Annotated in this window: 28 protein-coding genes; 4 read left to right on the top strand and 24 right to left on the bottom strand. The window is 39.6% G+C overall.

The genetic code is table 11. From position 1 onward, the window contains the following. Window positions 1–67 precede the first annotated feature (67 nt). The 11 genes from ACUXZ4_RS04450 to ACUXZ4_RS04400 all read right to left on the bottom strand — a co-directional run bounded on the left by ACUXZ4_RS04450 (window position 68) and on the right by ACUXZ4_RS04400 (window position 7,392). On the bottom strand, window positions 68–487 hold the full coding sequence (locus ACUXZ4_RS04450) for an HD domain-containing protein (protein ID WP_464973838.1): 420 nt from the start codon (window positions 485–487) through the stop codon (window positions 68–70). After that, on the bottom strand, window positions 487–705 hold the full coding sequence (locus ACUXZ4_RS04445; protein WP_464973837.1) for a hypothetical protein: 219 nt from the start codon (window positions 703–705) through the stop codon (window positions 487–489). The genes ACUXZ4_RS04450 and ACUXZ4_RS04445 overlap by 1 nt, the downstream gene beginning before the upstream one ends. After that, window positions 705–2,159, bottom strand: a complete 1,455-nt coding sequence (locus ACUXZ4_RS04440) for a phage minor head protein (protein ID WP_464973836.1) — start codon at window positions 2,157–2,159, stop codon at window positions 705–707. Before ACUXZ4_RS04440 ends, ACUXZ4_RS04445 begins: the two co-directional genes overlap by 1 nt. Beyond that, complete coding sequence (locus tag ACUXZ4_RS04435; RefSeq protein WP_464973835.1) at window positions 2,074–3,360, bottom strand: phage portal protein; 1,287 nt, start codon at window positions 3,358–3,360, stop codon at window positions 2,074–2,076. The genes ACUXZ4_RS04440 and ACUXZ4_RS04435 overlap by 86 nt, the downstream gene beginning before the upstream one ends. 2 nt (window positions 3,361–3,362) lie before the next feature. Continuing rightward, window positions 3,363–4,808, bottom strand: a complete 1,446-nt coding sequence (terL, locus tag ACUXZ4_RS04430) for a phage terminase large subunit (RefSeq protein ID WP_464973834.1) — start codon at window positions 4,806–4,808, stop codon at window positions 3,363–3,365. Next, window positions 4,759–5,271 (bottom strand): terminase small subunit-like protein, encoded by a 513-nt coding sequence (locus ACUXZ4_RS04425; protein WP_464973833.1) that lies wholly within the window; start codon window positions 5,269–5,271, stop codon window positions 4,759–4,761. Before ACUXZ4_RS04425 ends, terL begins: the two co-directional genes overlap by 50 nt. 121 nt (window positions 5,272–5,392) lie before the next feature. After that, the gene (locus ACUXZ4_RS04420) at window positions 5,393–5,911 is read right to left on the bottom strand and encodes a phage antirepressor N-terminal domain-containing protein (RefSeq protein ID WP_464973832.1); all 519 of its coding nucleotides are present in this window, start codon (window positions 5,909–5,911) and stop codon (window positions 5,393–5,395) included. Window positions 5,912–6,066: 155 nt separating this feature from the next. Next, a complete protein-coding gene (lysC, locus tag ACUXZ4_RS04415; protein WP_464973831.1) occupies window positions 6,067–6,351 on the bottom strand; it encodes an Rz1-like lysis system protein LysC in 285 nt (94 codons plus the stop codon). Then, the gene (locus ACUXZ4_RS04410; RefSeq protein ID WP_464973830.1) at window positions 6,245–6,604 is read right to left on the bottom strand and encodes a DUF2570 family protein; all 360 of its coding nucleotides are present in this window, start codon (window positions 6,602–6,604) and stop codon (window positions 6,245–6,247) included. The genes lysC and ACUXZ4_RS04410 overlap by 107 nt, the downstream gene beginning before the upstream one ends. Next, window positions 6,591–7,037 carry a lysozyme gene (locus ACUXZ4_RS04405; protein WP_464973829.1) on the bottom strand — a complete coding sequence of 149 codons (447 nt, stop codon included), beginning with the start codon at window positions 7,035–7,037 and terminating at the stop codon, window positions 6,591–6,593. Before ACUXZ4_RS04405 ends, ACUXZ4_RS04410 begins: the two co-directional genes overlap by 14 nt. Beyond that, window positions 7,018–7,392, bottom strand: coding sequence for a phage holin, lambda family (locus ACUXZ4_RS04400; RefSeq protein ID WP_464973828.1), 375 nt, complete (start codon window positions 7,390–7,392; stop codon window positions 7,018–7,020). The genes ACUXZ4_RS04405 and ACUXZ4_RS04400 overlap by 20 nt, the downstream gene beginning before the upstream one ends. Before the next feature lie 405 nt (window positions 7,393–7,797). Here ACUXZ4_RS04400 and ACUXZ4_RS04395 point away from each other — a divergent pair, with 405 nt between their 5' ends. Next, the gene (locus ACUXZ4_RS04395; protein ID WP_464973827.1) at window positions 7,798–7,977 is read left to right on the top strand and encodes a ribbon-helix-helix protein, CopG family; all 180 of its coding nucleotides are present in this window, start codon (window positions 7,798–7,800) and stop codon (window positions 7,975–7,977) included. 12 nt (window positions 7,978–7,989) lie between these two features. On the opposite strand, the gene ACUXZ4_RS04390 is transcribed toward ACUXZ4_RS04395, so the two are convergent. From ACUXZ4_RS04390 to ACUXZ4_RS04380, 3 genes are read right to left on the bottom strand one after another with little or no spacing between them, the layout of a single operon-like run. Then, on the bottom strand, window positions 7,990–8,355 hold the full coding sequence (locus tag ACUXZ4_RS04390; RefSeq protein ID WP_464973826.1) for an antiterminator Q family protein: 366 nt from the start codon (window positions 8,353–8,355) through the stop codon (window positions 7,990–7,992). Next, window positions 8,355–8,720, bottom strand: a complete 366-nt coding sequence (locus tag ACUXZ4_RS04385) for a RusA family crossover junction endodeoxyribonuclease (protein ID WP_464973825.1) — start codon at window positions 8,718–8,720, stop codon at window positions 8,355–8,357. The genes ACUXZ4_RS04390 and ACUXZ4_RS04385 overlap by 1 nt, the downstream gene beginning before the upstream one ends. After that, window positions 8,717–9,010, bottom strand: coding sequence for a DUF1364 domain-containing protein (locus ACUXZ4_RS04380; protein ID WP_464973824.1), 294 nt, complete (start codon window positions 9,008–9,010; stop codon window positions 8,717–8,719). Before ACUXZ4_RS04380 ends, ACUXZ4_RS04385 begins: the two co-directional genes overlap by 4 nt. A 300-nt stretch (window positions 9,011–9,310) precedes the next feature. Here ACUXZ4_RS04380 and ACUXZ4_RS04375 point away from each other — a divergent pair, with 300 nt between their 5' ends. Continuing rightward, window positions 9,311–9,928 (top strand): P22AR C-terminal domain-containing protein, encoded by a 618-nt coding sequence (locus ACUXZ4_RS04375; protein ID WP_464973823.1) that lies wholly within the window; start codon window positions 9,311–9,313, stop codon window positions 9,926–9,928. Between the two features lie 127 nt (window positions 9,929–10,055). On the opposite strand, the gene ACUXZ4_RS04370 is transcribed toward ACUXZ4_RS04375, so the two are convergent. From ACUXZ4_RS04370 to ACUXZ4_RS04325, 10 genes are read right to left on the bottom strand one after another with little or no spacing between them, the layout of a single operon-like run. Continuing rightward, window positions 10,056–10,505 (bottom strand): recombination protein NinB, encoded by a 450-nt coding sequence (locus ACUXZ4_RS04370; protein WP_464973990.1) that lies wholly within the window; start codon window positions 10,503–10,505, stop codon window positions 10,056–10,058. Continuing rightward, window positions 10,447–11,367, bottom strand: coding sequence for an N-6 DNA methylase (locus ACUXZ4_RS04365; protein ID WP_464973822.1), 921 nt, complete (start codon window positions 11,365–11,367; stop codon window positions 10,447–10,449). Before ACUXZ4_RS04365 ends, ACUXZ4_RS04370 begins: the two co-directional genes overlap by 59 nt. Further along, window positions 11,360–11,590, bottom strand: coding sequence for a hypothetical protein (locus tag ACUXZ4_RS04360; protein ID WP_464973821.1), 231 nt, complete (start codon window positions 11,588–11,590; stop codon window positions 11,360–11,362). The genes ACUXZ4_RS04365 and ACUXZ4_RS04360 overlap by 8 nt, the downstream gene beginning before the upstream one ends. Further along, window positions 11,587–12,120 carry a phage N-6-adenine-methyltransferase gene (locus tag ACUXZ4_RS04355; RefSeq protein ID WP_464973820.1) on the bottom strand — a complete coding sequence of 178 codons (534 nt, stop codon included), beginning with the start codon at window positions 12,118–12,120 and terminating at the stop codon, window positions 11,587–11,589. The genes ACUXZ4_RS04360 and ACUXZ4_RS04355 overlap by 4 nt, the downstream gene beginning before the upstream one ends. Continuing rightward, entirely contained in the window at window positions 12,113–12,769 is a 657-nt protein-coding gene (locus ACUXZ4_RS04350; RefSeq protein ID WP_464973819.1) for a replication protein P, read from the bottom strand. The genes ACUXZ4_RS04355 and ACUXZ4_RS04350 overlap by 8 nt, the downstream gene beginning before the upstream one ends. Then, window positions 12,766–13,533 (bottom strand): replication protein, encoded by a 768-nt coding sequence (locus ACUXZ4_RS04345; protein ID WP_464973818.1) that lies wholly within the window; start codon window positions 13,531–13,533, stop codon window positions 12,766–12,768. The genes ACUXZ4_RS04350 and ACUXZ4_RS04345 overlap by 4 nt, the downstream gene beginning before the upstream one ends. Further along, the gene (locus tag ACUXZ4_RS04340; protein WP_464973817.1) at window positions 13,530–14,222 is read right to left on the bottom strand and encodes a phage antirepressor KilAC domain-containing protein; all 693 of its coding nucleotides are present in this window, start codon (window positions 14,220–14,222) and stop codon (window positions 13,530–13,532) included. Before ACUXZ4_RS04340 ends, ACUXZ4_RS04345 begins: the two co-directional genes overlap by 4 nt. A gap of 52 nt (window positions 14,223–14,274) precedes the next feature. Next, window positions 14,275–14,751 carry a hypothetical protein gene (locus ACUXZ4_RS04335; RefSeq protein WP_464973816.1) on the bottom strand — a complete coding sequence of 159 codons (477 nt, stop codon included), beginning with the start codon at window positions 14,749–14,751 and terminating at the stop codon, window positions 14,275–14,277. A 25-nt stretch (window positions 14,752–14,776) separates the two neighbouring features. Further along, window positions 14,777–15,076, bottom strand: a complete 300-nt coding sequence (locus ACUXZ4_RS04330) for a CII family transcriptional regulator (RefSeq protein WP_464973815.1) — start codon at window positions 15,074–15,076, stop codon at window positions 14,777–14,779. A 20-nt stretch (window positions 15,077–15,096) separates the two neighbouring features. Continuing rightward, the gene (locus ACUXZ4_RS04325) at window positions 15,097–15,303 is read right to left on the bottom strand and encodes a helix-turn-helix transcriptional regulator (protein ID WP_464973814.1); all 207 of its coding nucleotides are present in this window, start codon (window positions 15,301–15,303) and stop codon (window positions 15,097–15,099) included. A 129-nt stretch (window positions 15,304–15,432) separates the two neighbouring features. Between ACUXZ4_RS04325 and ACUXZ4_RS04320 the strand changes: the two genes are divergently transcribed. Continuing rightward, window positions 15,433–16,092: a helix-turn-helix domain-containing protein gene (locus tag ACUXZ4_RS04320; RefSeq protein ID WP_464973813.1), complete on the top strand. Its 660-nt coding sequence runs from the start codon at window positions 15,433–15,435 to the stop codon at window positions 16,090–16,092. A 63-nt stretch (window positions 16,093–16,155) separates the two neighbouring features. Then, entirely contained in the window at window positions 16,156–17,007 is an 852-nt protein-coding gene (locus ACUXZ4_RS04315) for a KilA-N domain-containing protein (protein WP_464973812.1), read from the top strand. The last annotated feature ends 30 nt before the right edge of the window (window positions 17,008–17,037 follow it).

The following is a 17,037-nucleotide window of genomic DNA, read 5'->3' as shown; positions in this document are numbered from 1 at the left end:
AATGAAAAACCCCGAAAGTTCGCACCTTTCGGGGTTTGTTTTTGGAAATAAAAACCTAGCGGTTAGGCTAGGTTTGTAAAAATTGTTTGGCTTGTTGATATTTTCTCTGTCGAGATAAATCCTTTTCAGTCGTTATCGATAGGCGACTTAAATCCATATTATGTGTTAAATCTGCAATCTTAACCTTTCTCGCAATCTCGTTCGATTTCACACGTAATAAATAATCTTGATAATTTTCGCCCTGTCGCTTGGTAATTGCATTCACAGAATCAGCAACGACTTTACCAAATAAAGCCGAAATATCACTTAATGAAGTTTCTGTATCTTCAACACTATCGTGAAGCCAAGCTGTTGCGACAACTTCATCACTTTCATTTTTGACTAAATCAGCCACAAATTGCAAATGATTGATATAAGGTTGCCCTGCTTTATCAAGCTGTTTTTCGTGAGCTTTCTGAGCAAACTGCTTGGCTTTAATCGCTAACATCAATGCACCTTGATGAAATGGATAGCTTCTTTCTCGGAAATTTCTTCATAATCAGAAAAACCACTCACAAGAATTTTATCCGCCCAAAATGTACCGAATTTCTGATCCCAATCTTCTTGTTCTGGCTCGTATGTAGCAAATGAGAGCCAATCAGCAGGATTGCCACGAATGAGTTTTTGTCGATTATCGCCAAGTTCAGCTAAATAGTATTGATACATTATTTTTTCCCTTTAATTAACGATATATCTTTTGGTACTTTAAGATTAGCACTTAATTTCTGCATTTCAAGTGAAATTTTCACTTTTTCTTGTGGAGATGTTTTAGGATCACGAAATATCTCGTAAAGTTGGTGTAACTTACCGTTTTTTAGTTCAAAACTCTCTTTTGTGTGATACTGCATTTCAAAGATGATATTATCTTTTTCAACAAACGCATTTACAAAAGTATTAATCCCTTTGTAAGTTGCACCTTCTTGCCAAGTATTTTTAACAATAACTGTTCGATAGCCTTTGGTCGCCAGAATCTTTTGCATCTTCTGATACTGTGCCACAAAAGTATCGCCATCAAAGATTGATGTATAGCGAACTACATCTTTAACACTAGCAATAGCTTGCTGCTCAGAAAGTCCAGCTAACATTTCTGTTTTGATTTTACGCTCTAAAGAGTTAAGAGATTTCAGTCGATATTCAAGCCCCTCCACCTTACCACCAACTGAAGCAATAATTTGAGTTATATCACTCGTAATTTTAGGCTCTATTTTTTCAGCTCTCGCTCTCAACAATTCAGCACTTTTCACTTTTGAATTACCATATAATGTATTGTCTACAGAATATAACTCTTTCGGCTTTGCAGATCTACTACTTGCTATTGAAGTATTATACGGCTTATCCATCCCTTCTACAAAATCATCAAACTCAGGCAACACAGGCTCGGCATAACAACGGCATAAAATCGGCTGTTGTGGGTGTCCGTCTTCGGGTGCTTCTGCCCACGAAAACTGTTTACCTTCTCGCTCTTGGTGACTATCTCGCACTCGCTCATCTAGCATTGTCCGCCAAATGTAGTGTGTAATGCCGACTTGCTCTTGTCTGAGTTTAGTAAGCTGCCCGTTGAGCTTGCCGATTTGATCACGTGCGATCAATCTTGCTCGTTTTTTTGGAATAGCTAAGATATCTTCAATTTCATCTGCAACACTTTCCCAGCGTTCACCTTTTCTCACCGCTTCCACAAAACGATACCGCAGTTTTTCGTGCAACTGCGTGGGAATGCTCTTAATCAAGGCAGTGTTCTGCTTTTCAAACAGTTTTAACTGTAAGTCAAGCCAATCTTCGTGTTTGAAAATATCCACGCCATAAACGCTTTTCAGCACTTTATGGAGTTGTCGTTTGTTGAAATCGCTTGTTTGATGGGCAAAATCACGAACTAGGCGGATCACTTCATCATCTGACACCCAAAACAACAACGCAGACGCAAGTTCTTCAAGCCATTTCAGTAGCAAGTCTTCCAAGCTATCATGCCGCAACGAGTCAGTTTCTGCCCATTTTTTACAAAAATCACGAGCTTCTTTTTCTATTTGCTGAGCTAGCTTAATGAGAGTGCTTGTGTAAGCTCGCTCCACTGATGTTGGAAATAACCACGCTTTCGGTTTCTTGCGTATTTTCCGAATCTTCATCTGCTGCACCTTTCAGGTTTAACTCTTCGCTGTGTAAATCTCGCAATTCGTCATTAGATAACGCCCCTGCGTCCACCAAATCAAGCAACCGCTTCGTTTCAACTGCTTTCGTATCTGCTTTGACTTTCTCCACATTCGCAATTTCTGCGTCAGTTGGTGTTTTTAATGACGGGAATGTAATAGACCAATCGTTATTTGCTTTCACGTGCTTTTGAAGTGCGATTAATTCAAGTAGCTTTTCCAACACTGGTTTGATTTTATTTTGTTGAATGCCTTCGATTAGGTCATAGAAACTCTCAATATCATTCTCACCAGTAGCGTTCATTCCTTTTGCAGATTGTCCGAACAAAATCGACACAGGTATTTTTGTATCAGCAGAAATGGCAACTTTTAACTCGTCAAGAATATCAACTACACCGCCTAAATCAGCGTTGATGATGGTGTAATCATCTTCCTGATCGACCACCACCGCATTAAGTGAATTTCTAGCTTTTTCCACCATCGACACACGACTACGAATGCTATCTTCTAGTCCGTTTGCTATCGCTGTTGCAAGCCCTTTCATTCGATGAACAGGTTGCTGCTTACGACGTAAGATTTCATTGCTTAAATGCAGTGAATTTTCATAAATCGCAATTTTCTCAAATACTCGAGTAACCGCCCTACCTTTCCAATGAATACCATTTTTTGCTTTTTCAGGTAATGCGTCACCTGATACAAACAACATTCGGCTTTCGTGAATTTCCACTTGTGCATTATTTAACTGCACAAAATAGCTTTGATACTGCCCAAAATTCGATTTTTTCGGATCTAAATAGCGTTGACTGGTCGGCGTAATCTGATCTAACCCAAAAACACGCAACTCACTGATTTTTGTCATTCGGTCTGTGTTTAATGGCTCATTTAACAATCCGTCATCAGTGATTAACACCAACGCAGCACCACCAAATAACCGAGACCAACGTACCGCATTAGCGATTTGTGGAAGAAATGCAAGGCGTTCGAGTTCGTACAGCAGAACATCATTCTCATCGTTCTCTAACTCAATACTACGTGATACCGCTGCGTCTGCTGGAATATCAACCACATTCGCAAATAACCCACCTAGTTCGTATCGAGTAAAATCCAGCATCACGTTGTTTTTGTTGCGTTGCTCATTTAGCCCTAAAGCGTCTGAATAACTATCTTGATTAAAATTCATTTCTACGCTCCTAGCGTTGTAAATCGTCCGTACACATCAAACAAATCAATTAACTCACCATAAGCGCGAGAACAAGCGTCAATGCAATCATCATGATTGCCATTTGGGAACATCTGCATTTCATCAATGATTTTTTTGTTCCAATGCCCTTTAACCATCTTCACATTCCCAACATTCACCTGTGCAGCAAATGGCTCAGCTCTTGTTACCTTGTCGCCACTTTCAGGACTACTACGCACAATGTAACCTTGCAACATACGAGTAAGGTAAAGCACTTGTGTTTTACCTGCTTGACCAGGGTCTTGCGGCAAGCTGATCTCAACCAATCGTCCGTCAAGTGCTGCCGTCTGCTTAATCAGCTTATCTCGCTCATCAGGTGCTAAATCGCCGTGAGCTAAATCTGCGATAATCAGCGATCCATCTTCACATTTGCCGAGTTTTACCCCTGCGGTTGGATCACCACCAATCGTCGCACCCAAATCCCAACCACGTATCCAGCTGATATTACCGACAGGCAGGGTTTCAATAATCTGAATGTTGGCAGGCTTAAACACTCCACCATCTTTGCTTGATGGTCTCTGCTGATATAAAGCATTCCACGTATGTGAACCCACTGCATTTTTGATTTTAGTCAATCGTTCTAAGTCAAAACGTTCAGGGTGTAATGGCTCACCTTCCTTGCGATATTCTTCATCTTGTTCAGCAATCGCAGGAAACGAGACTACTCGCCATTGATCACCGCCATTTTCCATCTCTTGAAGTAATCGCCCAGCTAAATCATCTTCGTGCCAACGGGTCATACCTAATAACACACCACTTTTTGGCGATAAACGTGTGTATAGTGTGGTGGTGTACCAATCCCAAACGCTATTACGTACAGTTTCAGAACTGGCTTCTTTTGCGTCTTTTACGGGATCGTCTATGATCGCAATATCCGCCCCCATTCCTGTAATACCACCACCGACACCAGCGGAACGATATGCACCTTTATACCCCAAGATTTCAAAAATCTCGCTATTGCGTAAGGCTTGACCTGACACTGTGCTGATCCGTTTATTATTCAATGAAGATTGCGGGAAAATTTCGTGGTAGCTTTCATCGTCCATTATCCGCTGCACATCACGGTTCATTCGACTGGCTAAATCTGCGGAATAAGAACAGGCAATCATCTGCAAATCTGGATTTTTGCCAAATGCCCACGCAGGAAAACGGCGACTAAATAGTTCACTTTTACCGCTTCTCGGTGGTGCAAAAATCATTAAACGTGGTTGCTTGCCGTCCACCACATCTTGATAAAACTGTTGAAGTTCTTGAGCGATGATTTTATTAAACCAACCTGTGATAAAGTCGGGTTTGGTATGTAAGGTAAAATCAAGCAAATTACGCCGTGCTAATTCGCTACTCAAGCTGCTTTCGCTTAAGCTCTCTAAGAAATCTAAGTTCATCATCTGAATACACCGAAAGATCGAGTTCCTTTTTCACTTCAACCTTAACCGCACTACCATTAACGCCTGAGATTTCTTGCGTAACCCGATCACCATATTTTTTCGGAGCCACTTTAGTGATATACCATTTACGGCTATCTACTCTCAGTTTCGCCACCTGTACATCTTCAGGCGTGGCACAATCAGCAATATCTAACATTTCATCAAGTAGGCTATCCGCTTGCATTTCCCTCGCACGCGCGTATTGGTCGCAAAATTCTGAATTTTCTTTCAACCATCTAATAACTGTTGATTTATTAGGCATACTTGGTCGTTCACAAATCTTGCGTAAACTCTCCCCTTGAGCAAGCAGCATACAAATATCATCTGCAACTTCTTGCATATAGGAAGATGGTCGCCCCACTTTCTTTTTTTCGGTTTTTCCACGCCCCTTAGACGTGGATTTAACCCCGTCTTTCTTTGGCATTATGGTTAATCCTTTACTGTAAATATAAAAAAACCCAAACATTCGCCGTGTTCGGGGTTTGTTTTTACAACAGGGGGGTTCCCCGAGATTTTGCAAAAAAAACGTGACAAATAGCCACGCTTTAGATTTCAACAAACAGCTCCATTTGCTTAATTTGCCAGAACTCTTGTTCTAACTTTCGCTTTTCCGCTTTACATTCCTGCAACGCTCGCCCTTTTTCGCTAGAACGAATCTGATATTCTTGCTTTTTCAGTAGCCATTGCTCGGTTTTGTGCTTCACTTCATCGCGGCGAGCAATGCCCGTTGTCCAATAATCCCATAATGCCAAGAAGCACTCTTCTTGATAGTTTTCTAACCGCTCTTTTAAATCGGAACGTACCTTGTTTGGGTTGATTGAAAACAGCCAGCCATTGAGTTTCTTGATTGGCATACACAGCATTTCACGATTTTTGCCATCTTCAGCAACTGTTGCGATATAGCAACAGTTAAATTTTGAGCAGTTCTGATTAAGTTTAACAGATTGGCTTGCCCAGTTTAGTCCAATTCCTTCAACAACTTCACGCATTGCGACATAAGCCACGCCGTTGTTATCAATTAAGGTAATTTCTTGACCTAAAAAGTCAGTTTTTAATGCTTGCATAATGTCCTCGTTACTCCTCACGAAAATAGAACCTACAAGAAGCAATGAGTGAGGATGGAAACATTGCTTGTCGAGTGTACATCTCTATCTTGCAGGCAATAAAAAACCCCTAACAGCTAACTGCAAGGGGTTAGATCTTGATAAAAATCTGTAAATTATTTTTCACGCATCTGTGCTTGCCACTCTCTAATGCTATCGATTTGACTCGCACACAAATCCCTTTCACTAATCACTTTGATTAGATGCTCAATAGCATCACCATAGGTTGTGCCGTTAAATTCGGTGCGTTCGCAAGGCGTGAGGTATGCTTGCGGAGGAAATAAATATTTATACTCAATCCTTGCTTTTGTGGTGCAACCGCTTAATGCTGTCAATAACAGGACTAGGCATAGCAGTAACGCCGCACGGATCTTTTTGTAGAATAACTTTAACTTGTTCACGACTACGCTCCGCTTGGCTTTTTAATTGATTAACCAGTTTGTATTGTTGTTCAACTGCTCGTTGTTCAACAATAAGCTGATTGTTCAATTGTTCATTGACTTTGTTCATTTGTTCAATGGTTTGGGCTTGCGTTTGGTTTTCGGCTGTTAGGCTAGTGATTTTCTGTGATTGGTACCAAATCCAACCACACAAGCCCAAAATTAAAAAAAGTGCGCCAATTTTGACCGCACTTCTAAAATTAAACGTACCCATTTTCGAATAATGCCTTTTCACGCTGACGACGTTTAAGCAAAATCGGGCGACCGCCAGCATTTTTCCAAGCCAAAAACTGATTTGCAGCACCTTTATAATCTCCATTATTAAGTAACTTCACCAGAGTTGAACGTCTAAAAGCACCTTCGCCAATATTAAATGTCAGGCTAACTAATGCATCAAACTGATGTTGTGATAGCGAAACTAAAACACATTCATTGATAGCATTTTCAAAACGTCTTAAATCCGCTCTTAATAATTCGCGCGACTTGGTCTTACTGATAGTCATACCTCGCGTAATTGGCTGATCATCAACAAAGCCTGTATGACCTACGCCAATAGTCCAAACGTTAGCAGAACAACGATAAGAGGTTAATCGCTCCCCTTCTTCTTTTATAATAAACGCTTCGCCATTAATACTTGTTCTCATCATTTGCAGCACCTTTGTTTACCTGATTATGCAAAAACTTAAACATATATTTGCGGATCTCATCCGTACCTATATAACCAATTGCAATACCCACAAATAACGCAACATCACTTGGATTTTCTAATGGTGTCCAAGCTACCGCTAATTTACCAATAATAGGAATGGTTGAATGAGCTAATGCGCCACAAATTAATCCATCAAAAACGGTATGACAAAAATTCTGATTTTTACGCAAATAACAAACGCGAATTACGCTCATAAAAAAAGCGGCAAATGCGCCGCTTAATGGATGATTTGAAAAATTTAAGGACAGCCAAGTCCATATTGCCGCCCATATATCAGGGGATTTATCAGGCATAACATATCCTTTGTCACTAGATAATAAAAAACCCCGACCGTTTCCGATCAGGGTTATGGAAATTTGTTTGCAACTTATTGCAAGATACCATAAATACTACACTTTTAGTGCGTACTAAGCAAGTAATTTTTTGATAAAAAGCAAAAAGCCTATAAAAAATTATAGGCTTTCGAAAGATTATGCTTGCACTGTATGTAAACATACAATATAATATAACCACTTTCAAGGAGATAGCTTGAAAGTGAGTGTGAGGCTTAATCCTCACGTTTGAAGTAGGAAAATCGTATGTTAGTTAAAATTTTCCTTATCGTAGTTTTACTATTACTAAGTTTCCCAATTTATTAATAGTTACGATAAACTGGGGAGCGCCAACTCCCCAGTACTTCACAATAATAGGAGTTTCCCATGGCATTGTCAAGAACTGAAATTAATGCACGCAGTGAGGCGAAACGAGGCATTGTAACAAAAGCCTTTAAAATCCATCAATCCGTTTCACAAGATATTGATGAGCTTGCTGTTAAACTTGGTATCTCAAAAGGCAAAGTGCTAGAACAAGCAATTGCCTTACTTAAACAACAAAGCTAAAACCAGCGGAGATTAAGCATAGAAATACGCCATAATCTCCGCCCCTTCAATCGCTCCCTCGACATAACTTTTGGCTTTTGCTAATTCTTTGAAATAAGATGTTTTACTCATATTCAACACTCGCCAAATATCTTCATCAGGTAAACGATACGCATATTTCGCCATAATAATTTCATAGCGTAAATCAGACTTTTCTCTTAATCGCAAAATCTGCTCGCCGATTAAAATACAAGTATCATCAGTAAGACTGAAGATATGATGACTGCAATCATGCTCTATCGCCATCCGCATACCTGCTGCGATGTAGGGATATTCCGTTCCTATACGACTATTCGCAAAGCGACCCCATGCAATCAAAACCCGATCTATATGCTGCATTACTCCTCCTTACACTCCCTTAACCGCACAACTAACTTTCCGTCTTTTACCACACCCATTGCTGTAATGGATTGTTTAGGTATCATTTGCCAACAGTCATCATCTACAATTTTGGCGTTGACTAAACTATCTAGCAGCACTTTCCATAAGTTGTCTAAATCACGCTTGCGTTTATCTGGTAACCACACCTCAACATCAATTGATACTGGTTTTTTGAATGGCAAATAACCTAAGCAAGTTAAAAACACTTGGCTTTGATAAGCTTTCCCTTTTTCTGAAATATAGTGTCGTCCTCTTGCGTGTCGCCAATAAGTGTTTACGCTTGGAGGATAGGGCAACATTAAAGTAATTTCATTTGCGGTCATAACTTACCTTCTTGGCGTAAAATAGCTTGTGTACGGAACACTCCCTCCGCGTGAGCCAATCTTAATTCTTCGCGCGTGTAACTCGTTCTTACGCGACCATCTATTGCGTTATGGCAAGTCAGACAGCAGAAAGCGCCGAAAACATCATCAGGCTTTTGACCAATACCATTTAACCCAGCCATACGATAGTGTGCTAATACCGTTGTTTCAGGATTGTGATTACAAATACCTACCAACCGAACTTGGCACTCTCTGCCTTTCGCTTTTTTGCGTAAATCAATTTTAGCCATTTACACCTCTTGATTTTTATTAATGTTAAGCGTAGGATATCCCCAGTGGTCTCAAAAGCCATTTTCTAACTAGGTTTTCACCCCGAATGTGTGATTTTTTTGTACCTAAAATTTAGTCAGTTTAACTGCCATTATTAAATTGATTAAAAGTGCGGTGCAATTTTCAATATTTTTTCAATGATCGAGAGTGTGACTAATACAATACCGCAAGGGAATAAGTCCGCTAGAGTTAGACTAGTTTTGAGCTCTCGATCGCCCTAACTCAAAATTAGGGAATTTCTATCAAAAGGAAATCTAACTATGTCAAATTTAACTTTTCAGAACACCACTCTTACTGTCGTTCCACACAATAACCAAATTTTCTTTACATCAACTGATTTAGCTGTTGCTCTCGGTTATTCAAGATCTGACAAGATCGCACAAATTTATGAGCGTAATGCAGATGAATTTACTGCCGATATGACCGACACCCTCAAAATGAGGTTATCGGGAAATCTTGAAACAACCGTCCGTATTTTCAGCCTGCGCGGTGCTCACTTAATCGCAATGTTCTCTCGCACAAAAGTCGCCAAAGAATTTCGCAAATGGGTGTTGGATATTCTCGATAAAGAAATTAAACAATCTACATTACCAACACCAAAACCTGAAAAACGCTACCATTTCGAATTAACTGAGTTCGAGCTAGAACAACTAGCTTGGTTATGGTTTTCACACCGCCAAATGAATGACTTATTAGGTGAGCTTATCAACCCACTTAAAGCTATTGAATCAAGATATTCATCAACGGTATATAGTCATTACCACGAATATAAACGACACAATAGAGACACATTGACCGTCATTCAGCGTTTTGCTGAGCCTTTCTTACAATCCGAACGTTTAAACTGGCAACGTGTCGTAAAACGTCTTACTGCGTAAAACTCCCCCAAAATAGACCGCACTTTTTAGGTGCGGTTTTTATTACCACAAACACCACAAAATAAAACCAAATACCGCCCAAAATGAAAGCGTAGCAAGTAAAGTAAAAATTAATCCCCAGTTCATACTAGCGTCCCCAAAATCCCCATTTATCGTTAAAATGCACGCCATTAGAAACACCCCAATAGGTAATATATTCAATTAAACTCGCCAATCTCGCCACGCTCATTTGTGCAGTGCTTTCTCGCAAATTAATCACTTCACCTTCAAGCCCGATTGTCATTTCTGCCTTACCGCCTGTCGCAATTTTATGAGCGGACACAAAAATAGCTTTCCATGTATCTACGTCTCGTTTTTGCCCCTGAAATTCACACTGGTTGGCGATATCTGTCAGCATTGCGTGAAGCTTGGCATTTTGTTCGACTGAATGTTTTAACGGCTCTATGCGCACCACAAGCGGTTTCTTTTCATCCGTTGGTAATTCAGCAATCACCGCTTGGCAATTCGCCTTGATTTGCTCAGTACGTAGGAAGAATTGGTGTTTCAATCTTCTCCCCTTGAATTGCAACACATACATCATCACAAAAGGCGTTAAATTCATTCGTTGAATATATTCCTAATTCCACCCAAATTTTGCTTACTTTCACGCTTTGTAGAATGTTTTGTTTAATTTGAACCTGACAATCTCGCTCTAATTGTAGGAAATCTACTTCTTCTTTTGGTGGAGGTGGGAGTTGAGCAGTTTCCCAGCGCTCCACATCAATTTGCCATTCATCACGCACAACAAGCTGATTGGTTTTACAATCAAACAACTCACGCACACAGTCTGACGTGGTTTTTTGCTTATCCACCACTAAAAACAACACTTCAATTTGCGTATCTTCAAATGCGTTTTGAACGCGATTAAGTTCCACTAACTGATTACCAATTAAAGCTCTAAATTGTTTTTCTGTGTTGCGATAACCAACACCAGGAAACAGAATAAAAAATCCCCAACGGTTCGCATTATTCAAACCTTTAAGTGTAAAAACATCATCAACAACACCTGATTTTTTCCATGGAAATTCTGTTTGAATAGCCTGCTGTTCCGTCTCGCTCAATTCCTTAAACTTCATCGAAAAGGGCGGGTTCATCACCACGCAATCACATTTGGGTTCGCTCTCATACAGAAAAAAACTCTGATTGTGGATTTCTGCGAAAGGGTAATTTATTGCCAATGCCACACAGCTTTCCGACTGAATCTCCACCGCTATAAATTGGCTTGGCTGAATAAACTGCTCCAACTGACCGCTACCTGCTGCACCATCGAACACACTCACGTTATCGCCTACGTATTGCTTCACTTTCTCCGCAACATAACGACGGAGCGGTTCTCCTGTGATATATTCGGCGAATTGGTTCGCTTTCTTGCGGTTGTTGTGTTCTTGGAAATTACTCATCTTCCCGATACTCCACACCAAAATCCTCTAAACCAAAATAACCACAAGATTTTGTGCGAGAGAAAGGCGAAAGTTTATTGTCTTGAATCACTAATTTACCCGCACAACGAAAACGATCTTCACTCCATTCGCCCACAAACGCGCTTATTGGCTCACCGTCCCAACAGTCAGATAATTCCGCACCGCATTTAGGGCATTTGAATTTGGTTGGGTCGTAGGTCATTCATTTCCCCCTTTTTTAATAAAATCCAAGCTCACTTGACGAGTAACAAACCCTTGCATAAACGGATCGAACACTGCCACCATTGAGCCTTTATTGTTACCTTTTACTTCTTCCCCTGTTTCAGGGTGCAGAAAATTAATGCGACCACCAATAATATCGATAACCTCTGTTGCGTTATCTTGGATGACTTTGTACCATTTGGTTGATTTGTCCGCTGGCAACAACATCACAACTAGATGCCCTTCGCGCATTAACGTCGCAGCACGTTGCACAAATGGTAATGGGTTGCTGTATGGTGGATTAACGAAAATTCTGAATGATTTAATATTCCAATGCTCACTTAATTTATCGCTTAGGTTTTCTGCCAGAAAATCTTCAGCAAATTCACTTCCTGTACCAATCCAACGTTCACAAAGTGAGTTAGATTTACTGGCGCATCCGTCAAAATGAAACCACGCAAAACGATGTTCTAACCAATTAAAAACATAACGCGGTGTGCGGTAGCTGTCTTTGTCGAATAAATTACTCATAACCCCTCAAAATTCTTTTTAACTGTTTAATTCTTTCCGCTGTTTGCTCTGGTGTGAGTTTTTCTTGTTTTTTATTTTCAATTCTGACCGTTTTAGGTTGAGCGACTACCCCACCATTCTGTAAATAGTTAGCCATATCACTAATCAAGCTTTTTGCCTTAATGAGCGTTTTTTCTGTGTTTAAGTTGTCATTAAAAATCGCCCGATGAAGTTGCATAACCAAGTGATACTCCATTGCATTTTTCCAAGGATATTCCTCTGGATATTCGCAAACGCAACCTTGATATTTTTGATATATTTTTAGTAATTCCTCCGCGGTGGGTAGTCCCAAGCTTGCGTACTCATTTCCGCTATTACACCAGCTAATAAACTTGCCAATACTAGGTACAAAATCATCCTCCTTGGTTCTTAACGCTTTCATGCCAAGACGCACTTGATCAATGGTTCTAATGCCATTTTCAGCAAAAGCTAAAACCCATTGTTGCTTAGCTGTTGCGATTTGTTGAGCAGTCCAATATTGGATGCTAGGGCAGCTTGCTAAAAGCTGTTCAAAAATACGATTGACAAGATACTCAATATCGCTTGGTAATTTACCTTGCTCGGTGATTTTTGATACAGAACCGCTTGATTGAACATTTAGCGCCGTCATAACACATCTCTCCACGCTTCAGGGGTATTCCATTCCGCTTGCATGTTATCGCCACGTTTTTGAGGTTTAGGAGAATCACTTTGCCATTCCCAACTCGCCTTAAAGCCTTGCCAGTTTCGATCAATCATAATCGCCACCACCTCCTGAAGTGGCAATTTGGCTAAATCAGCTTGAATTTGCAAGCGTTCCAGCATGGTGCGAGTGATTACTGCTCGCTTGGATTTTCGCTGACCGATAAAATCTTCAGCCAGCTGACCTGTAATACCAAACTCGTTTAGCAGTTCAAGTGCGGTCGATTTTGGAGGTGTTTTTTTGGAATTACCGTTAGGTAATTCTTTTTTAGATATATTGTTTTTAATATTGTTTTTTGTGTGTGAACTTTTTTCACTAGTCACTAGTGAAGTTTTTTCACTAGTCGTTTTGTTCACTAGTGAAGTTTTTTCACTAGTTACCCGTGAACTTTTTTCACGAGTGAAATCAATATCCAAGTTGACTGAAAAAATCTTTATATTTCTTTCGCCTGTTTTTTGGTTTACCAACCCTCTCTCAGCTAAACTGACACAAGCATTAATAACTGCACGATTGCTTAACCCTGTCACTTTCATTAATTGAGTAATAGAAATAGCGTCCTCTTCCTTCCCCCAGCCTTTGGTTTTACGCACAATGGCAAGGTAGCACTTTAATTCAGCGCAGCTCATTTGTGACATTAATTCGTCAATCACCGCATTTGGCACTTGAAACGAATTAGGAATAAATTTACTCATTGCATTAACTCCGAAGCGTAACGTGACGCAATAAATTCAACACCTTTGCTTGTCACTCTTGTTTGCGTGAAATTGTGACCGTGTTCTGCGGTGCCTGTTTTGACTGAAAATAAATCCTTAGATTGAATAGATTGATAAGGCAGCAAATTGCCTGATTGACGATATAAAAACTTATCTTCAATCAAACGGTTAATCATCGCTCTTTCTGGCATTTTCAAAATCTTAGCCACCTCACGAAATGATTTTGTTGTGCCGACTTCAACATAGTGATCGACAAAATCAGCTTTTGGTTTCATTGCTAAATTTTCCAACGCTAAAGCTTGCTTTTGTTTCTCACTCTCCACTAACGCCTCAAGTGCTTGAAGATAGTTTTGAGGCAAAAGTGCGGTTGTTTTTTGTTGATTTTCCAACTCTTGCCAACGGTCAACTATTGCAGCAGTAAATTCAGGGCAATTTTGAGCAACAACAATCAAACTGTCTCTTTTATCTAAAAGATATTCATAATAAGTTTGTTTATTTTGAGGGTGGGTGTAAGCCATTGGCTGATACCCCTTAATAACTTGTTTTGCTATTAATCTCTCAATAGAGCGATATAAATCACTATGATTTTTACCTATTAATTCCGCAATCTCTCGACTGCTCATTGTGATAGTTGATTTTTGCTCTGTAATAGTAGATAATTGATTCATGTAGATAACTCCTTATGAGTTTGTAACTAGCCACCGTTGCCGCGGTGGTTTTTTATTGCTTAAATTTTCTAACTTGTTTAAAATCTGAACTCTTATTGATATCAATAGGTTCGTTATGGACATTTCCGCAATCTTCACCTCTGCTAAAACCACTCTTGATTTGCTCTCTGGCATCGAAAGTAACACCGTTTTGAGTGAGAGGGTTGCTTTGCTCAAGGATCAGATCGAAATACTCCGATACGCCTACGAAACGGCTCAAAAAGAACTGACCGACACAAAAACAAAATGCACCGAACTTGAGAATGAAATAGCGACTTATCGAACAGCGGAACAATTTGTCCTTGAGCAAGGTGCGGCGTTTAAAAAAACCACCAGCGGCTACATCAAAGCGGTGTATTGCCCCAACTGTTTTACTGTTGCTGGCGGCAGTGTTTCGCACTTCCCTTTTCAATGTGGCATTTGTAAATGGCGAAGTATGTTTAAAATCAGCGACTTCGATCGCATTTTTAATTCGTTGCCATAAACTCATTTAATCTCGCTCCAACGGTGGCTTTTTATTTGTTTAAAATTCGCTCTTTCTCTGCGTTTAACCCTTTCGCTGCAAGGTCGAACACCGTATCAAGATGTTCCATATCCACAAAAATATGTTCTTGTGGCACAACCTTTAACCCAATCGCATAAAGTAATCGGCTAAATTTTGTGATTTTTTGATCGCCTTTCCATTTTGAAATAGCGGAACCACAAACGCCCACCACCTCGCCAATATCATCAAGATCTTTTAAATCAATCGCTCTCAATATTTCGCTTTCAATATCAAGGGCGTTCATTTCTTTTGCTGTGTTATTGCGTGCCATTGCATCTACCTTGGGGTAAGTTAGTTTTCAACAGGGAAAACTTCATCAAGAGAAACTTTGGAACCTAAATCATTAAGTGCTTTCACAATACGTCTAGCGTCATCAAGTGATGGTTTGCGAGTGTTTAATTCATAGTTCGCAATTCGGCTCTGACGAAATCCAACTTGACGACCTAACTCAGATTGAGTGATACCAATTTCTTCTCTTGCTTTTGCAAGATTGTTCATAAATATCCCTTTTTGTGTTTAAAGATAAACACATTAAATCACAACAAGTGATAACAATCAATCACAAATTGAAATTTTTTAAATATAACGTTACGTGATATTATTAAAATGTATATAGAGAGGTGAAAAATGGCGACATTAGGACAAAGAATTAAAGAATTTAGAAATAAAATGGGTGTAAACCAAAAAGAATTTGCAGAGTTGTGTGGACGGATTGATAAAAGGACAAAAACTTGGGGGCAATCAAGAATTGCTAATTACGAGACAAGTGCAAGAGAGCCAAGTTTGGAAGATATTGAGGTTATAGCTCAAGTGTTAGGTATTGACGCTGCTGAATTAGCTTTTAGCAACGCAAAACCAGCTCAAATTATTAAATCATTCCACTACCCTCTACTTAGCCCTGTACAAGCGGGTTACTTTACCGAAGTCAACTTACTTAACCATATCGATAGTGATGAACAGTACGATATGATTTCATCACAAGTCAAAGCAAGCGATGGCGCATTTTTCTTAGTCCTTGATGGTGATTCCATGCTACCGCGGTTTAAATCGGGCGATATGGTATTAATCGATCCAAATTTAGCCATTAAACCCGGCGATTTCGTGGCAGCAATCAATGAAGACGGTAAGGCAACCTTTAAACAATACAAGGAAACAGGCGAAATAGATGAGTTCGGCAGACCGCACTTTAATCTTGTGCCATTAAACGATAACTTCGGCAGATTAAGCAGTAAAACCCACAAAGTAAAACTTATTGGCAAAGCGATTGAGCATAGGAGTTGCTTGTAAAAGTGCGGTTGAATTTTGTTGGGTAAATAGAGTGAAATCGCCATAAATAAAACGGGAGATAATATGGTTCCAAATGATGTAATGGTTGTACAAGAGACAGAAATTCGGGTGACAGAACGCAATGGGGAAGACTATATCAGCCTAACGGATATGTGCAAAGCCTTTGGTGACGGTGATCAACTCATCAAAAACTGGCTACAAAATAAAAATACTATTGAATTTTTGCAAGTTTGGGAAGAAATTAACAATCCAAATTTTAATTTGGTGGAATTACACCAAATTAAAAATAACATTGGATTAAACCGTTTTGTTATGTCTGTTAAAAAATGGTCGGCAACTAACGCAATTGGATTGGTTGCTAAAACAGGACGGTATGGTAGCGGTACCTATGCTCACAAGGATATTGCACTTGAATTTGGTTCTTGGCTAAGCCCTGAATTTAAGCTCTATCTAATCAAAGAGTTTCAGAGACTTAAACAAAAAGAAGCTCAAGAAAACAAAACAGAATGGAATGTTAAACGCATTTTGAGCAAGGCAAACTACCGAATTCATACCGATGCTATTCAAGCTCATCTTATCCCGCGACTACTCAATAGCAAGCAGCCAATATTTGTATACTCTGCTGAAGCAGATATTCTTAATCAAGCAATGTTTGGTATAACAGCGAAGCAATGGAGAGATCAAAATCCCGATTTAAAAGGGAATATTCGAGATTATGCCACCATTGAACAACTTACCGTATTAGCGGCATTAGAAAGCCAAAATGCTTTATTGATCGAGCAAGGTGTTACACAAGCTGAACGATTAGCTATGTTAAATCGACTTGCGATTCAACAAATGCAATCCTTATTAAAATCAAAATCGCTTGAATCATTAAAAGATAAACCATTATTGATTGAAGATGAAAAAAGTTGAGCATAGGAGTTGTTTGTAAAGTGCAGTTGA

It is taken from the genome of Reella acinonychis (assembly GCF_052828705.1).
The sequence above is the reverse complement of the archived record's forward strand: the minus strand, read 5'-3'. Positions and strand labels throughout refer to the sequence as shown.

What these genes read in the sequence shown, in the direction of transcription:
- ACUXZ4_RS04340 (WP_464973817.1), bottom strand. Translation starts at nt 14,222, where the DNA reads ATGAATCAATTATCTACTATTACAGAGCAAAAATCAACTATCACAATG.
- ACUXZ4_RS04435 (WP_464973835.1), bottom strand. Translation starts at nt 3,360, where the DNA reads ATGAATTTTAATCAAGATAGTTATTCAGACGCTTTAGGGCTAAATGAG.
- ACUXZ4_RS04325 (WP_464973814.1), bottom strand. Translation starts at nt 15,303, where the DNA reads ATGAACAATCTTGCAAAAGCAAGAGAAGAAATTGGTATCACTCAATCT.
- ACUXZ4_RS04405 (WP_464973829.1), bottom strand. Translation starts at nt 7,037, where the DNA reads ATGATGAGAACAAGTATTAATGGCGAAGCGTTTATTATAAAAGAAGAA.
- ACUXZ4_RS04375 (WP_464973823.1), top strand. Translation starts at nt 9,311, where the DNA reads ATGTCAAATTTAACTTTTCAGAACACCACTCTTACTGTCGTTCCACAC.
- ACUXZ4_RS04450 (WP_464973838.1), bottom strand. Translation starts at nt 487, where the DNA reads ATGTTAGCGATTAAAGCCAAGCAGTTTGCTCAGAAAGCTCACGAAAAA.
- ACUXZ4_RS04410 (WP_464973830.1), bottom strand. Translation starts at nt 6,604, where the DNA reads ATGGGTACGTTTAATTTTAGAAGTGCGGTCAAAATTGGCGCACTTTTT.
- ACUXZ4_RS04395 (WP_464973827.1), top strand. Translation starts at nt 7,798, where the DNA reads ATGGCATTGTCAAGAACTGAAATTAATGCACGCAGTGAGGCGAAACGA.
- ACUXZ4_RS04335 (WP_464973816.1), bottom strand. Translation starts at nt 14,751, where the DNA reads ATGAGTTTATGGCAACGAATTAAAAATGCGATCGAAGTCGCTGATTTT.
- ACUXZ4_RS04360 (WP_464973821.1), bottom strand. Translation starts at nt 11,590, where the DNA reads ATGACCTACGACCCAACCAAATTCAAATGCCCTAAATGCGGTGCGGAA.
- ACUXZ4_RS04440 (WP_464973836.1), bottom strand. Translation starts at nt 2,159, where the DNA reads ATGAAGATTCGGAAAATACGCAAGAAACCGAAAGCGTGGTTATTTCCA.
- ACUXZ4_RS04355 (WP_464973820.1), bottom strand. Translation starts at nt 12,120, where the DNA reads ATGAGTAATTTATTCGACAAAGACAGCTACCGCACACCGCGTTATGTT.
- ACUXZ4_RS04385 (WP_464973825.1), bottom strand. Translation starts at nt 8,720, where the DNA reads ATGACCGCAAATGAAATTACTTTAATGTTGCCCTATCCTCCAAGCGTA.
- terL (WP_464973834.1), bottom strand. Translation starts at nt 4,808, where the DNA reads ATGATGAACTTAGATTTCTTAGAGAGCTTAAGCGAAAGCAGCTTGAGT.
- ACUXZ4_RS04330 (WP_464973815.1), bottom strand. Translation starts at nt 15,076, where the DNA reads ATGGCACGCAATAACACAGCAAAAGAAATGAACGCCCTTGATATTGAA.
- ACUXZ4_RS04370 (WP_464973990.1), bottom strand. Translation starts at nt 10,505, where the DNA reads ATGTATGTGTTGCAATTCAAGGGGAGAAGATTGAAACACCAATTCTTC.
- ACUXZ4_RS04365 (WP_464973822.1), bottom strand. Translation starts at nt 11,367, where the DNA reads ATGAGTAATTTCCAAGAACACAACAACCGCAAGAAAGCGAACCAATTC.
- ACUXZ4_RS04390 (WP_464973826.1), bottom strand. Translation starts at nt 8,355, where the DNA reads ATGCAGCATATAGATCGGGTTTTGATTGCATGGGGTCGCTTTGCGAAT.
- ACUXZ4_RS04315 (WP_464973812.1), top strand. Translation starts at nt 16,156, where the DNA reads ATGGTTCCAAATGATGTAATGGTTGTACAAGAGACAGAAATTCGGGTG.
- ACUXZ4_RS04425 (WP_464973833.1), bottom strand. Translation starts at nt 5,271, where the DNA reads ATGCCAAAGAAAGACGGGGTTAAATCCACGTCTAAGGGGCGTGGAAAA.
- ACUXZ4_RS04445 (WP_464973837.1), bottom strand. Translation starts at nt 705, where the DNA reads ATGTATCAATACTATTTAGCTGAACTTGGCGATAATCGACAAAAACTC.
- ACUXZ4_RS04420 (WP_464973832.1), bottom strand. Translation starts at nt 5,911, where the DNA reads ATGCAAGCATTAAAAACTGACTTTTTAGGTCAAGAAATTACCTTAATT.
- ACUXZ4_RS04320 (WP_464973813.1), top strand. Translation starts at nt 15,433, where the DNA reads ATGGCGACATTAGGACAAAGAATTAAAGAATTTAGAAATAAAATGGGT.
- ACUXZ4_RS04345 (WP_464973818.1), bottom strand. Translation starts at nt 13,533, where the DNA reads ATGAGTAAATTTATTCCTAATTCGTTTCAAGTGCCAAATGCGGTGATT.
- ACUXZ4_RS04380 (WP_464973824.1), bottom strand. Translation starts at nt 9,010, where the DNA reads ATGGCTAAAATTGATTTACGCAAAAAAGCGAAAGGCAGAGAGTGCCAA.
- ACUXZ4_RS04400 (WP_464973828.1), bottom strand. Translation starts at nt 7,392, where the DNA reads ATGCCTGATAAATCCCCTGATATATGGGCGGCAATATGGACTTGGCTG.
- ACUXZ4_RS04350 (WP_464973819.1), bottom strand. Translation starts at nt 12,769, where the DNA reads ATGACGGCGCTAAATGTTCAATCAAGCGGTTCTGTATCAAAAATCACC.